Here is a 12,723-nt window from a genome sequence, read left to right as displayed (position 1 = left end):
TGGCCGGGGCCGTTCCCGGTCAAGAGTGGAGTCACCGGAACCCGCCCCACTCAGGGAGAGGCCATGACTCCACCGATCACGCTCGCCGACGGCGACACCCAGCCGACCCGTTTCGACGACCACCTCGCCAACCAGCTCCTCGCCCAGCGCATGGTGTTCCTGGGGACGCAGGTCGACGAGGTGTCCGCGCAGCGCGTGTGCACGCAGCTCCTCGTCCTCGCCGCCGAGGACCCGCGCACGGACATCGTCCTGTGCATCAACAGCCCCGGCGGCGAGGTCCATTCGGGGCTGGCGATCCACGACACGATGCAGCTCGTCCCGAACGACGTGGCGACGCTCGCCATGGGATTCGCGGCCAGCATGGGCCAGTTCCTGCTGACCGTGGGCGCGCCCGGCAAGCGGTACGCGCTGCCGCACGCCCGCGTGATGATGCACCAGCCGTCCGCCGGGATCGGCGGCACGACCGCGGACATCGAGATCCAGGCGGAGAACCTGGAGCACACCAAGCGGACCATCGAACGCCTCATCGCCGAGCGCACGGGCCAGCCCCAGGAGACGGTGTCCCGCGACGGCGACCGCGACCGCTGGTTCACGGCCGAGGAGGCCCAGGAGTACGGCATGGTCGACCGGATCGTCCGCTCGCTGGCGGACCTGCGCCCGGCGGCCCCGGCACGACGGATGGGACTGTGACGATGAGCAGCTACACGATTCCGTACGTCGTCGAGCGCACCCCGCAGGGCGAGCGGTCGTACGACATCTACAGCCGGCTGTTGTCGGAGCGGATCATCTTCCTCAGCACGGAGATCGACGACGGCGTCGCGAACGTGGTGATCGCGCAGCTCCTGCACCTGGAGTCGGCGGCCCCGGAGAACGAGATCGCCCTGTACATCAACTCGCCCGGGGGCTCGTTCACTTCGCTGATGGCGATCTACGACACGATGTCGTACGTCAAGGCCCCGGTCTCCACGTTCTGCGTCGGCCAGGCGGCGTCGACGGCGGCCGTCCTGCTGGCCGGCGGCGACCCGGGGCGCCGGTTCGTGCTGGAGCACGCGCGCGTCCTGCTGGGCCAGCCCGCGAGCGGCGGCCAGCGCGGGATGGTGTCGGACCTCGCGCTCCAGGCGAAGGAAATGGTCCGCATCCGCGCCCAGGTCGAGGAGGTCCTCGCCCGGCACACCGGCCACGACACGGCGACGCTGCACGCCGACATGGACCGCGACAAGGTGTTCACGGCCCAGGAGGCGGTGGCGTACGGGCTGGCGGACGAGGTGCTCAGCCGCCGGTAAGCCTTACGCGGCCAGGCAGAGGCCGTTGTACGAGGAGGAGGTGGTCGCCGCGCGACGGTGCACGGGGGTGCGCCGCGCGGTGACCCTGACCAGCTCGTCCCGCGTCAGGGAGAGCAGGTCGCCGAGGGACAGGCCCAGCGCGTGCGCGGCGGCGGCGAGGACCTCGGAGGAGGCCTCCTTGCGGCCCCGCTCGACCTCGGAGAGGTACGGCATGGAGATCCGGGCCGCGTCGGCGACGTCCTTGAGGGTGCGCTCCTGCGCCTGGCGCTCGCGCCGCAGGACGTCTCCGACCAGGTCCCGCCAGAGGGGCTCGCGGGGCGGGGCCAGGGGGATGACTCGGGCCTCGTCGTGGTTGCTCACCTTCCCAGCCTAGGAGTCCTGGTCCTGTTGGGCCCGGCGTTCCGCCATCGGCGAAAAACCGGAGGCGGGGGTGCCGGGGGCGGCGGCAGACTGCGGGGTCCTCTCGAAACCCCGAAAGCCCGAAAGGCGGACCATCCATGCTGCGCGAGACCTTCGACACCGTGGCGGAGCGCTACGACCGGGTGCGCCCCCGCTACCCCTCGGCGCTGGTCGACACGATCGTCACGGAAGCCGGTCTCGGCCGAGGCAGCCGGGTCCTCGAAATCGGTCCTGGCACCGGCCAGTTGACGGTCCCGCTCGCCGCGACCGGCTGCCGTCTCACCGCCGTGGAACTCGGCGCCTCCCTCGCCGCCGTGGCCCGCCGCAATCTCGCGGACCGCCCCGAAGCCGAGGTCGTGGTCGCCGACTTCGACACCTGGGAGCCCTCCGCCGCGTCCTTCGATCTGGTGACGTGCGCGACCGCGTTCCACTGGCTCGACCCGGCGACGCGGGCCGCCCGGACGGCGGCGGCGCTGAGGCCCGGCGGGCTGCTCGCGGTGGTGGTGACCGAGCATGTCGCGGGCGGCACCACCGAGTTCTTCCACGACTCGCAGCCCCACTACGAACACTGGGACCCCGCGACCCCGCCGGGCCTCCTCCTCAAGGACGCCGCCGAAGTCGGCGCGGACCTCACGGAGTTCGAGCGCGAACCGGGCTACGAGGACGTGGCCGTACGCCGGTTCACCCAGGACGTCACGTACACCGCCGACGGCTATCTGGAGGTGCTGCTGACCTACTCCGGGCACCTCGCGCTCGACGAACCGTCACGTGACGGGCTGTTCGCGGCGCTGCGGGAGCTGATCGACACGCGGTACGGGGGCACGGTCACCAAACGCTATCTCCACGAACTCGTCACCGCTCGGCGCACGTTGGGGTGAGCGGGGGCGCATGCGCCGCGCGGCTGGGGGTAGGCGCCCCGAGAGTGCCTCGTGGCTTTCGCCCCGCCCCGAGGACCGGCACCACGTGACGTGCGAGGGAGAGGGCATGCGTACCGCCGTGATCGGCTCGCAGGCAGGACCGGTCGTCGACAGGACGTCCGGCACAACCACGACCGCCGGGCTGCCGGGGATCGAGGACCCCCGCAGTGTGGCTCCGCGAGACGCGCGCGAACTGTCCCGGCAGTTCCTGCGGCGGCTCAACGAGCTGGAGGAGGGCACACACGCTTACCAGTACGCCCGCAACACGCTGATCGAGATGAACATGTCGCTGGTCCGGTTCGCGGCCGGCCGCTTCCGGGGGCGCGGCGACGACATGGAGGACATCGTCCAGACCGGGATGATCGGGCTGATCAAGGCGATCGACCGGTTCGAGCCCGAGCGCGAGGTGGAGTTCACGTCGTTCGCGCTGCCGTACATCGTCGGCGAGATCAAACGGTTCTTCCGGGACACCACCTGGGCGGTCCATGTGCCGCGCAGGCTCCAGGAGTTGCGCGTCGAGCTGGCCAAGGCGCGCGACGAGCTGGCGGGCCGGCTCGACCGGGAGCCGACGGTCGCTGAGCTGGCGACGCTGATGAACATCGGCGAGGACGAGGTGGTCGAGGCGCAGATCGCCGCCAACGGCTACACGTCGTCCTCGCTGGACGCGGCCCTCACCGGGGACGGCTCCGAGCACGGGGAGGCGGTCCTGGCCGACTTCATCGGCGTCGAGGAGCACGCGCTGCGGCTCGTCGAGGACTTCCACACGCTGGCGCCGCTGATGGCCGAACTGAGCGCGCGCGACCGGCGGATCCTGCATCTGCGGTTCGTGCAGGAGGCGACGCAGGCGGAGATAGGCGCCGAGCTGGGGTGCTCCCAGATGCACGTCTCCCGGCTGATCAAGCGGATCATCACGCGGCTGCGGGAGGGCATGCTGGCCTAGCCTCTAGCCGAACGGGACGACGGCCCGGACGCGTTTCCCGACGGGGACGCGTTCGGCGCTGACCTCCCGCGCCAGGGCGTGGACGATCTCCAGTCCGTGGCGGCCGACGCGCTCGGGGTCGCGGGGGAAGCGCAGCGGGAGCGCGTCGCTGCTGTCGTACACGCAGACCGCGACGGACTCCTCGGTGCCCTCCAGCTCCAGGATGTAGGGGCCGTTGCTGTGCCGGTCGGCGTTGGTGACCAGTTCGCTGACCACGAGCATCACCTCGTTCACCGTGCCGTCGTCGATGGCTGCGCACCACTCGGTTCTCAGCTGGTCGACGAAGACTGCCGCGAAGGCGCGGGCCTCGCCGATGCAGCCGGGGTCCCCCGTGTAGTGCGCCGCCCGCCGAAGCGGTTCCACCGGTACGTCGAAACGAGTAGGTATCACTGCCCCGTCCAGATGCTCGGTCGTTCTCGTCCTCAAGCGTCCCCCTGTCAGGTCCGACCGGGCGGACGCCGCTGCACCTGTGCTCGTACCCCGTGCCGGGCCGGGCAGTCCCCTCATACGCCAGGGGAAGACGGGGGCTCCCCGGAAGAGGGGGACGGCGTGCCGGTCGAGGTGCCGGTGGGGCTGGGGGTGGCGGTGAGCGGAGAGGGTTCGAGCGGGGACGCGGACAGCGGCGTCGGCGGTGATGGGCTGGGTGACAGGCTCAGCGCCGGGCTCAGTGATGGGCTCAGCGACGGGGAGGCCGAGGGGCTCGCCGACTCGGGGGACGGCGAAGGGGAACTCGGGCTCGTACTAGGGCTGGGACTTGGGCTGGGGCTGGGGCTCTCGCTGGGGCTCGTGCTCGGGCTGGGTGTCACCGACGGCGAGGGCGAGGGGCTCGGTGTAGGGGTGGGCGTCGGGGTCACGGGCGGTGTCGTGGGCCGGTCGCCGTGGCCCGAGTCGCCCCGGTGGCGCGCGATCCAGCCGTGGTCGTCGTGGTCGTACAGCACGAAGATGTTGATGACCGTCACCGAGGGCGCCACCACGACGACGTTCGCGGGCCGGTACGCCGGCCAGGTGTCGCCGGTGGGGCGGGGCGCGCCGGACTGGGCCTGGGCCCGGGTGAGGGGGTTGCCGCAGGCGCAGCGCACGCGCGGGACGCCGTGGCCGTCGACGAGGACGGCCGTACCGGTCTGGAGGACGGACTGGTAGCTGGTCGCGGCGCCGTCGCGGAAGCCGTGGTTGGTGACGCGGGTGTCGGTCCTGAGCTGTACGGGGGTGAGGGAGCGGAGGTACGAGGGGACCTCGGCGGGCTGGACGCCGGCGACCGTGGCGAAGGCCCGGTTCTTCGCGGGGGCGGCGCCGAGGGCGCGGATCTGCTTCTGGACGTCGCAGGCGGCGACGTCGCGGCTGCCGCCGTAGAGACCGGCGGAGCCGCCGTCGACGCTGCGGAGCGTGCCCTCGGGGGCCTGCGAGGGGGCCGGGGTGGTGGGCGGGGCGGAGCTGTGCGCGGCCGTGGACTCGGTGAACGGGTCGGGGCCGGGTTTCGCGGCGGCCTGGAGGAAGACCTCGCCGCTGCCGCTCTTGTCGCCGGAGTCGCCGCCGGAGCGGGTGAGGAGGAGGGTCACGGCGGTGACGGCCACGACGGCGGTGGTGGCGAGGGCGATGCGGGGCGCGGATCTCCACCAGGGGCGGTGCGGCTCGTCCGGCGGTCCCGAGGCCGGCTGGGAGGGGCCGGAGAGGGGGCCCGAAGGCGGTCCGGTGGGGTTGCCGGAAGACGGCGGTTCGACGCTCACGCACCCTCCCGAAGTGGGTTCGTTATGTCATGGAACATCCCCATTGTGTGCTCCGAATGGGTGTCCCTCGCAAGCCGACACCGACGGCGCACCCGGCAGGCGGGCCCGGGCATGCCTGCTTAGCGTGGCAAGCGTGATCGATTCCCTCCCCTCCCGGCACGGCTGGCCCCAGGCGCTCGCCGCCGTGCTCGCCGGGGTGTTCTCGATGGGGCTCGTGGCCGCGCTGGGGCTGTTGACGGCCGGGGCGACGGACCTGCCCGGCGGCGCGTTCCCGAGTGTCGTCGCGGCGTCCGTGGTGACGGCGGTCGGCGGCACGGTGAAGCTGTCCGGCGCGGCGGGGGATCTCGCGGGCAGCCGGGCCGGGATGACCGTGATCCCGCTGTCGGTGACGCTGGCCGGGGCGCTGGTGATCGGCGCCGGGTTCCTCAGGCCGCTGCGCCGCCGCGCGGTCGCCGGGGCGGCGGAGCTGGCGGGCTGGGCGGCGCGGCTCGCGGCCGTGTGGCTGCTGGCCCTGCTGGGGATCGCCCTCGCCGCCCGGCACACGTTCCGCATCTCGCTCGGCGAGGGCACGCTGGGCGACCTCGGCGACCTGTTCGGCGTCAATCCGGAGGTCGGTTTCACCACCGACCTGCCGCTGACCCTGTCGGTGGGCCTGGTGTGGCTGGCGGGCGTGCTCCTGCTCGCGCTGCTGGTCGCGCGCGGCGCCCCGCTGCCCGGCAGGCTCCTGCGCGCGCAGGAGACGGTACGGCCGGTGTCGCACGCGGTGCTCGTGCTGCTTCTCGCGTGGGTCGCCCTCGGGGTGCTCGCCGCGCTCGGGGTGGTGATCGGCAAGGGGCACCGCCCCGAGACGGTCGCCGTCGTCCTGCTCGGGATGCCGAACCTGATGTGGCTGACCCTGGCGCTCGGCCTCGGCGCGACCTGGGAAGGGCGTGTGCAGGGGCCGTTCGGGCTACCGATGCCTCAGGTGCTGGACGAGGTGCTGCGCACGCCGGACATCTCGGACCTGAACCTGCGCACGCTGGCCGAGCAGGACGGGCGCGTATGGTGGCTGGTCGCGGTGGAGGCGGTGCTACTGCTGGCGGCGGCCCGGGTCATGGTCCGGCGCTCGCCGGAAGGGACGCCAGCCTGGCGGCACGGGCTGCACCTGGCCGTCGGGCTGACGCTCGCCGTCCTCGCGGTCTTCCTCCTGTGCCGCACCGAGGCCCACTACGGCCTGTCCCTCCTCGGCATCGGCGACCTCGGCGGCGGTCTGGGCGGGACGCTGCTCCTGCGCCCGCAGTGGTGGCCGGGGCTCGCGCTCGCGGCGCTGTGGGGGTTCCTCGCCGGGTTCATCGCGGGGTGTCTGCCGCGAACATCACGGCGGCCCACTCCGGCGGCCGGCGCACGCCCCTGACCTCGCCGCCCCTCAGCTCCCCCGCGAAGGCGAGGCAGGAGGCGTACCGGTCCGCCGGGTCCTTGGCCAGCGCCTTCGCGAACACGGCGTCGAGACGGGCGGGCAGGTCGGGGCGCAGGGACGTCGGCGGGGGCGGTTCGTCGTACTGGTGGGCCCACAGCAGCGCCATGTCGTCGTCGCGCCTAAACGGCGGCCGGCCGGTGAGGCACTCGTGGACGACGCAGGCGAGCCCGTACACGTCGCACCGCCCGTCCACCGGTTTCCCGGCGATCTGCTCGGGCGCGACGTAGTCCAGCGTCCCGACGAACTGCCCGACCGTCGTGAACCCCGTCAGCGACAGCGACTTCTTCGTCAGCCCGAAGTCGGTGAGGTAGGCGTGCTCGGGGTGCTCGTCGTCCGGGCCGGGGGCGATCAGGACGTTCCCGGGTTTCACGTCCCGGTGCACGAGCCCGTGCGCGTGCGCCGTGTCCAGCGCGGAGGCGATCTGTACGGCGATCCTGGCGGTCGTCGTGAGCGGCAACGGGCCCTCGCGGTCGAGCAGTCGGCGCAGGTCGCTGCCCTCGACGTACCGCATGGCGATGTAGAGCACGCCGTCCGCCTCCCCCGCCGCGAAGACCGGCACGATGTGCGGGTGGTCGAGCCCCGCCGCGACCCTCGACTCGTGGGCGAAGCGCTGCCGGAAGGTGTCGTTGCGGGCGAGTTCGGGGGCGAGGAGCTTGAGGGCGACCGTCCGGTCCAGGGCCAGGTCACGGGCGCGGTAGACGACGGCCATGCCGCCGCGCCCGATCTCGCGCTCGATGCGGAAGCCGCCGATCAAGCGGCCGGTGTCATCGGTCATCGGGGGTCACCACTCGGGTGGGGGCGTGCTGTTCCGGGGCCCCCTCAGCGGCGTACGTGCTGACCCGCGTCCCCTCCGCGTACACCCACCTCCCCCGCTCCTGGTCGTACAGCCACACCGACTCGCCGTCCACGACGACCCCGATCCGCAGCCCCCGCGTACGCCGCCGGAACGCCTCCCCGTCCAGTCCGCCCGCCAACTCCTGGAGCGCAGCCCGGTATTCGGCGAGGGCACGCTCCGCGCGGGCCAGCAGGGGGCGGGCGTCGTCGGCGGAGGCCGGGTCGCCGGGCGGTACGGGTGGGTCCTGGGGTACGGCGACCAGGTAGCGGCCGTCCACCCAGGCGTTCCAGCCGTTGGCGCACAGGACGTGGCCCCAGTCGCCGCGCAGTTCGAGGAGCTGGACGGGGAGGAGGGGGTCGAGCGGCACCGTGGGGCGCGCGGGGTCGGGGGTCTGCCAGGCGGGCATGCCGTGGGGCGGGACGACGTGGGTCGGGCGGAAGGCGCCGGACGCGTTCACCGTGGGGACGTCCACCGTCACCGCCTACTTCCGCATGATCGCCGGTTCGTGCCGGCGCAGGAGGCGGGAGACCCCGTACAGGAACACCACCGCGAGGACGGCCAGCATCGCGATGTCCAGGAGCCAGACGCCGGTGCTGTGTTCGTAGAGCGGGTCGGCGGGGACGATGCGGCCGAGGTCGAGGGTCGAGGCCATCGCGGCGAGCGCCCAGCGGGAGGGGATCAGCCAGGCGAGCTGTTCCAGGACGGGTACGCCGTCCAGCTCCAGCAGCGCGCCGCAGAACACGACCTGGACGATCGCGAGGAGCACCAGCAGCGGCATGGTCACCTCCTCCTTGCGGACCAGCGCGGAGACGAGCAGGCCGAGGGTCATCGCGGTGAAGGAGAGCAGGGCGACGGCGAGGGTGATCTCGACGAGGGGATGCGTGAGGACGCCCTTGCCGCCGGGCGCGCCGAGGTCGACGCCGAGCAGCCCTACGAGAGTGAGGACGACGGCCTGGAGGACGGTCACCGCGCCGAGGACGACCACCTTGGACATCAGGTAGGCGCCCCGGGAGAGGCCCACGGCCCGCTCGCGCCGGTAGATGCCGCGTTCCTTGACGAGTTCGCGTACGGCGTTCGCGGCGCCGGTCAGGACGCCTCCGACGCACAGGATGAGCAGCGCGTTCATCGCCGTCTTCTCGGTGAGCCGCCCGCCCGCGAGGGCGCGGGCCATGCCGCCCATGACGAACGGGAGGGCGATCATCACGGCGAGGAAGGTCCGGTCGGAGGAGAGGGCGGCGGTGTAACGCCGCACCAGCGTGCCGAGTTGGGCGGTCCGGCCGCGTGGACGCGGTGGGGGCGGGACGGTGACCCGGTCCTGGCGGGGCAGCCGGGGCTGGGCGGTGGCGTCGCGGACGTACCGGCGGTGCAGGGGGGAGAGCTGGTACTCCCCCGCCCAGTCCCGGTCCTGTTCGAGGGACTCGAAGACCTCCGGCCACTGCTCGGCGCCGAAGTAGGCGAGGGCGTCCTCGGGCGGGCCGTAGTAGGCGGTCCGGCCGCCGGGGGCGAGGACGAGGAGGCGGTCGCAGACGTCGAGGCTGAGGACCGAGTGGGTGACGACGATGACGGTGCGGCCGTCGTCGGCGAGGCCGCGCAGCATGTGCATCACCGAGCGGTCCATGCCGGGGTCGAGGCCCGAGGTCGGCTCGTCGAGGAAGAGCAGCGAGGGTTTCGTGAGGAGTTCCAGGGCGACGCTGACGCGTTTGCGCTGGCCGCCGGAGAGGCTGTGCACGGGCTGGTCGGCGCGCTGGTCGAGGCCGAGTTCGTGGATGACCTCGGTGACCCGGGCGCGGCGCTCCTCCTTCGCGGTGTCCTGGGGGAAGCGGAGTTCGGCGGCGTAGGTGAGGGCGGCGCGGACCGTCAGCTGGGCGTGCAGGATGTCGTCCTGGGGGACGAGGCCGATGCGCTGGCGCAGTTCGGCGTAGTCGCGGTACAGGTCGCGGCCGTCGTAGCCGACGGTGCCGTGGTCGGCGGGGCGCTGGCCGGTGAGGGCGCCGAGCAGCGTCGACTTGCCCGCGCCGCTCGGGCCGACGACCGCGAGGAGGCACTTCTCGCCGACGGGGAAGGAGACGTGGTCGAGCAGGACCCGGCGGCCGTGGTCGAGGGTGACGGTGAGGTCCTGGACGTCGAGGGAGACCTCGCCGGTGTCGACGTACTCCTGGAGCCTGCCGCCCTCCAGCCGGAACGCGGAGTGCCCGATCCCCACGACGTCCTCGGGGCCGACCCGGGCGCGGGTGACCGGACCGCCGTTCAGATACGTGCCGTTGTGGCTGCCGAGGTCGGCGATCTCGTGCGTCCCGTCGGGCAGCGCGCGCAGTTCGGCGTGGTGCCGGGAGACCGTGAGGTCGTCGAGGACGAGGTCGTTGTCGGCGGCGCGGCCGATGCGGACGGTCGTGGCGGGGAGGCGGTGTACGGCGGTGGGGCTGCGGAAGGCGCCGGTGCGGGCGGCCTTGAGGCGGGCGTGGGGGCCGTCGTCGGGGCTGCCGAAGCACAGGACGCTGCCGGGGCCGACGTCCTCGGCGTGGACGCGGTGACCGTCGGTGAACGTGCCGTTGGTGCTGTGCTCGTCCTCGACCGTCCAGTGGTCGCCCTCGGGGCGCAGGACCGCGTGGTGCCAGGAGACGCGGGAGTCGTCGAGGACGATGTCGCTGAGGGGGTCGCGGCCGACGTGGTACGCGTGGGCCGGGGTCATCACGGTGGAGCCCGTCTCGGTCTCCAGGACCAGGTCGGGTGCGGTCGGGAGGACCGACGGCTCCGCCATGCCGGAATTCTATCGATTCGTTCAGGTGTGCGCCTGGCGGGGCCCGCGAGGTCTTCAGCCGACCGGCAGCACCAGGGCCGGGATCGTCCGCTGCATCCTCAGCGCGTCCACCGACTCCGCGAGCAGCTCGTACTCCGTCGTCTCGTCGCTCAGCGCGATCCGTACGAGCCGTCCGACCGCCAACTCGTCGGCGACCAGCTCCTGTTGGCCCATGTCGGCGCACCACGCGCGCAGTGCGCCGGGTACGTCGGGGACGGTGTGACCGACCGGGACGAGCGCGCCGGGCGGGCACGGGCCGCTCTCCGGCTGGGGGTCGAGGCGTTCGGCGATCCAGGAGGCGCGGTCGCGTAACCACCACAGGGCGAGCGCGAGGGTGGGTGCGCGGTAGGTGCCCAGCGGTACGCCGATGCGGCGGCCGTCGCAGACACCGTACGCGGTGACATGGCACAGGAATTCGTCGTGCACGTCTCTCTCCCCCGTCGATCGCAGCCGGGCGGGCGGCCTCGCTTTCTATGCGGTACCTGAGAGTGAGCTACCCATGACGACGAGTATGTTCACTTCTAAAACACTGTCACCATGTCTTTCCGGCCAGTCTCTTGGCATATCCAGCGCCCGGCTTGGCCGGATTGCACCCGGCACCGAAGCCTCTCTTCATGACCTCGGAGGTAATCGACCCCGGGGAGCCGCGCGGGCAGAGTTGAGGACACCGGAGCACGATCCGGGTCCCGACCAGCCACGACGACCTCATTGGGGGCCGATCACCCATGTCCACGCACACCGAGCGTCACGACAACGCCGTCACCCGTTACTTCGAGGCTTGGAATGCCCGTGACCCCGAGGCCCGCGCGAAGGCGGTCGCGGCGGCCTGGACGGAGACGGGCAGTTACACCGACCCGCTGGCGGACGTGAGCGGGCACGCGGGGATCACGGCCGTGATCGCGGCGGCGCACGAGCAGTTCCCGGGTTTCGCCTTCCGTCCCACCGGAACGGTCGACGGCCACCACGACACGGCCCGCTTCTCCTGGGAGCTGGTGAACGAGGCGGACAGCTCGGCTCCGGTGGCCGGATCGGACGTCGTCACTCTGGACGAGGACGGCCGAATCGTTTCCGTCCTCGGCTTCCTGGACCGGGTGCCGGACGGGGTCTGAGAACACCTCTGCCTGTCCGGCGACGGGGAACCGGACAGGCAGAGCGTCACGTCAACGGCCTCCGCGCCACCGCCGCAGCAGGCGGGAGCGCAGCGACCGGACGCTTCAACCGTTGACGATCTTGTCGATCTGCGCCAGCTCCGCGTCCTCGAAGTCCAGGTTGGCGAGCGCGCCCACGCTGTCCTCGATCTGCCGCGCACTGCTCGCGCCGACCAGCGCCGAGGTGACCCGCCCGCCGCGCAGCACCCACGCGAGAGCGAGTTGCGCGAGGGTCTGGCCACGTCCGGCGGCGATGTCGTTGAGGGCGCGCAGCTTCGCGACGAGGTCTTCCGTGAGCGCGTCGGAGTTCAGGAACGGGCTCTCGCTGGCCGCGCGGGAGTCCTCCGGGATGCCGTTGAGGTACCGGGAGGACAGGACGCCCTGCTCCAGCGGGGAGAAGACGATCGAGCCGACCTCCAGCTCGTCCAGCGCGTCGAGCAGGCCGCCGGTCTCCGGGCGCCGGTCGAGCATCGAGTAACGCGGCTGGTGGATCAGCAGCGGGGTGCCGAGTTCGCCGAGGATGCGCGCGGCCTCGCGGGTCTGCTCGGCGGAGTAGTTGGAGACCCCGACGTACAGCGCCTTGCCCTGCTGGACGGCGGAGTGCAGCGCGCCCATGGTCTCTTCGAGCGGGGTGTCGGGGTCGGGTCGGTGCGAGTAGAAGACGTCGACGTAGTCGAGGCCCAGCCGCTTGAGGGACTGGTCCAGCGACGACAGCACGTACTTGCGGGAACCCCACTCGCCGTACGGGCCCGGCCACATCAGGTACCCGGCCTTCGTCGAGATGATCATCTCGTCGCGGTAGGGCGCGAAATCGGCCTTGAGGAACTCGCCGAACGCGGACTCGGCGGCGCCGGGCGGCGGGCCGTAGTTGTTGGCGAGGTCGAAGTGGGTGATGCCGAGGTCGAAGGCGCGGCGCAGGATCGCGCGCTGGGTCTCGACCGAGCGGTCGGGGCCGAAGTTGTGCCACAGGCCGAGCGACAGGGCCGGGAGTTTGAGTCCGCTGCGTCCGGAGCGGCGGTAGGGCATGTCCGCGTAGCGGTCGGGGTGTGCGGTGTAGGACAACGCGACTCCATCACGAGGGGTGAGGCAGAGGGGGTGAGGCACAGCTTTCGAGCGATATCCACCTTTCCCGACCTGCGCACAGAGGTCCAACAGAAGAATCCGATGGAATTCAGCGACTACGCT

General features: G+C 72.2%; 14 protein-coding genes. 6 read left to right on the top strand and 8 right to left on the bottom strand.

Going from position 1 to position 12,723, the window contains the following annotated elements; genetic code table 11:
- Positions 1-63 precede the first annotated feature (63 nt).
- Positions 64-690, top strand: coding sequence for an ATP-dependent Clp protease proteolytic subunit (locus tag J8M50_RS45135; RefSeq protein ID WP_010356473.1), 627 nt, complete (start codon positions 64-66; stop codon positions 688-690).
- 2 nt (positions 691-692) lie between these two features.
- Positions 693-1,283 carry a ClpP family protease gene (locus J8M50_RS45130; RefSeq protein ID WP_010356474.1) on the top strand — a complete coding sequence of 197 codons (591 nt, stop codon included), beginning with the start codon at positions 693-695 and terminating at the stop codon, positions 1,281-1,283.
- A 3-nt stretch (positions 1,284-1,286) separates the two neighbouring features.
- On the opposite strand, the gene J8M50_RS45125 is transcribed toward J8M50_RS45130, so the two are convergent.
- Positions 1,287-1,643 carry a helix-turn-helix domain-containing protein gene (locus J8M50_RS45125; RefSeq protein ID WP_010356475.1) on the bottom strand — a complete coding sequence of 119 codons (357 nt, stop codon included), beginning with the start codon at positions 1,641-1,643 and terminating at the stop codon, positions 1,287-1,289.
- Positions 1,644-1,780: 137 nt separating this feature from the next.
- Here J8M50_RS45125 and J8M50_RS45120 point away from each other — a divergent pair, with 137 nt between their 5' ends.
- Entirely contained in the window at positions 1,781-2,560 is a 780-nt protein-coding gene (locus J8M50_RS45120) for a class I SAM-dependent methyltransferase (RefSeq protein ID WP_010356477.1), read from the top strand.
- Between the two features lie 106 nt (positions 2,561-2,666).
- Positions 2,667-3,539 carry an RNA polymerase sigma factor SigF gene (locus J8M50_RS45115; protein ID WP_010356478.1) on the top strand — a complete coding sequence of 291 codons (873 nt, stop codon included), beginning with the start codon at positions 2,667-2,669 and terminating at the stop codon, positions 3,537-3,539.
- A gap of 3 nt (positions 3,540-3,542) precedes the next feature.
- On the opposite strand, the gene J8M50_RS45110 is transcribed toward J8M50_RS45115, so the two are convergent.
- Complete coding sequence (locus tag J8M50_RS45110) at positions 3,543-4,004, bottom strand: ATP-binding protein (RefSeq protein ID WP_100216837.1); 462 nt, start codon at positions 4,002-4,004, stop codon at positions 3,543-3,545.
- A gap of 77 nt (positions 4,005-4,081) precedes the next feature.
- A complete protein-coding gene (locus tag J8M50_RS45105; RefSeq protein WP_010356481.1) occupies positions 4,082-5,302 on the bottom strand; it encodes a DUF6777 domain-containing protein in 1,221 nt (406 codons plus the stop codon).
- 133 nt (positions 5,303-5,435) lie between these two features.
- On the opposite strand from J8M50_RS45105, the gene J8M50_RS45100 reads away from it, so the two are divergent.
- A complete protein-coding gene (locus tag J8M50_RS45100) occupies positions 5,436-6,695 on the top strand; it encodes a streptophobe family protein (protein WP_010356482.1) in 1,260 nt (419 codons plus the stop codon).
- On the opposite strand, the gene J8M50_RS45095 is transcribed toward J8M50_RS45100, so the two are convergent.
- From J8M50_RS45095 to J8M50_RS45080, 4 genes are all read right to left on the bottom strand, one after another.
- The gene (locus J8M50_RS45095; RefSeq protein WP_010356483.1) at positions 6,631-7,533 is read right to left on the bottom strand and encodes a serine/threonine-protein kinase; all 903 of its coding nucleotides are present in this window, start codon (positions 7,531-7,533) and stop codon (positions 6,631-6,633) included. The two genes, J8M50_RS45100 and J8M50_RS45095, sit on opposite strands and share 65 nt — an antisense overlap.
- On the bottom strand, positions 7,523-7,999 hold the full coding sequence (locus J8M50_RS45090; protein ID WP_050987320.1) for an SH3 domain-containing protein: 477 nt from the start codon (positions 7,997-7,999) through the stop codon (positions 7,523-7,525). Before J8M50_RS45090 ends, J8M50_RS45095 begins: the two co-directional genes overlap by 11 nt.
- 75 nt (positions 8,000-8,074) lie before the next feature.
- Positions 8,075-10,351, bottom strand: coding sequence for an ABC transporter ATP-binding protein/permease (locus J8M50_RS45085; RefSeq protein ID WP_010356485.1), 2,277 nt, complete (start codon positions 10,349-10,351; stop codon positions 8,075-8,077).
- Positions 10,352-10,405: 54 nt separating this feature from the next.
- A complete protein-coding gene (locus tag J8M50_RS45080) occupies positions 10,406-10,816 on the bottom strand; it encodes a hypothetical protein (protein ID WP_010356486.1) in 411 nt (136 codons plus the stop codon).
- 299 nt (positions 10,817-11,115) lie between these two features.
- Between J8M50_RS45080 and J8M50_RS45075 the strand changes: the two genes are divergently transcribed.
- Entirely contained in the window at positions 11,116-11,499 is a 384-nt protein-coding gene (locus J8M50_RS45075; RefSeq protein WP_010356487.1) for a nuclear transport factor 2 family protein, read from the top strand.
- Between the two features lie 105 nt (positions 11,500-11,604).
- Here the strand turns inward: J8M50_RS45075 and mgrA are convergent, their stop codons facing one another.
- Positions 11,605-12,600 (bottom strand): L-glyceraldehyde 3-phosphate reductase, encoded by a 996-nt coding sequence (mgrA, locus tag J8M50_RS45070; protein ID WP_010356488.1) that lies wholly within the window; start codon positions 12,598-12,600, stop codon positions 11,605-11,607.
- Positions 12,601-12,723: the final 123 nt, after the last annotated feature.

It is taken from the genome of Streptomyces acidiscabies (assembly GCF_020010905.1).
Taxonomy (GTDB): domain Bacteria; phylum Actinomycetota; class Actinomycetes; order Streptomycetales; family Streptomycetaceae; genus Streptomyces; species Streptomyces acidiscabies.
The sequence above is the reverse complement of the archived record's forward strand: the minus strand, read 5'-3'. Positions and strand labels throughout refer to the sequence as shown.

Excerpts from the sequence above, each read along its gene's own strand:
- J8M50_RS45135 (WP_010356473.1), top strand. The coding sequence starts at position 64 with ATGACTCCACCGATCACGCTCGCCGACGGCGACACCCAGCCGACCCGT.
- J8M50_RS45130 (WP_010356474.1), top strand. The coding sequence starts at position 693 with ATGAGCAGCTACACGATTCCGTACGTCGTCGAGCGCACCCCGCAGGGC.
- J8M50_RS45120 (WP_010356477.1), top strand. The coding sequence starts at position 1,781 with ATGCTGCGCGAGACCTTCGACACCGTGGCGGAGCGCTACGACCGGGTG.
- J8M50_RS45115 (WP_010356478.1), top strand. The coding sequence starts at position 2,667 with ATGCGTACCGCCGTGATCGGCTCGCAGGCAGGACCGGTCGTCGACAGG.
- J8M50_RS45095 (WP_010356483.1), bottom strand. The coding sequence starts at position 7,533 with ATGACCGATGACACCGGCCGCTTGATCGGCGGCTTCCGCATCGAGCGC.
- J8M50_RS45090 (WP_050987320.1), bottom strand. The coding sequence starts at position 7,999 with ATGCCCGCCTGGCAGACCCCCGACCCCGCGCGCCCCACGGTGCCGCTC.
- J8M50_RS45085 (WP_010356485.1), bottom strand. The coding sequence starts at position 10,351 with ATGGCGGAGCCGTCGGTCCTCCCGACCGCACCCGACCTGGTCCTGGAG.
- J8M50_RS45075 (WP_010356487.1), top strand. The coding sequence starts at position 11,116 with ATGTCCACGCACACCGAGCGTCACGACAACGCCGTCACCCGTTACTTC.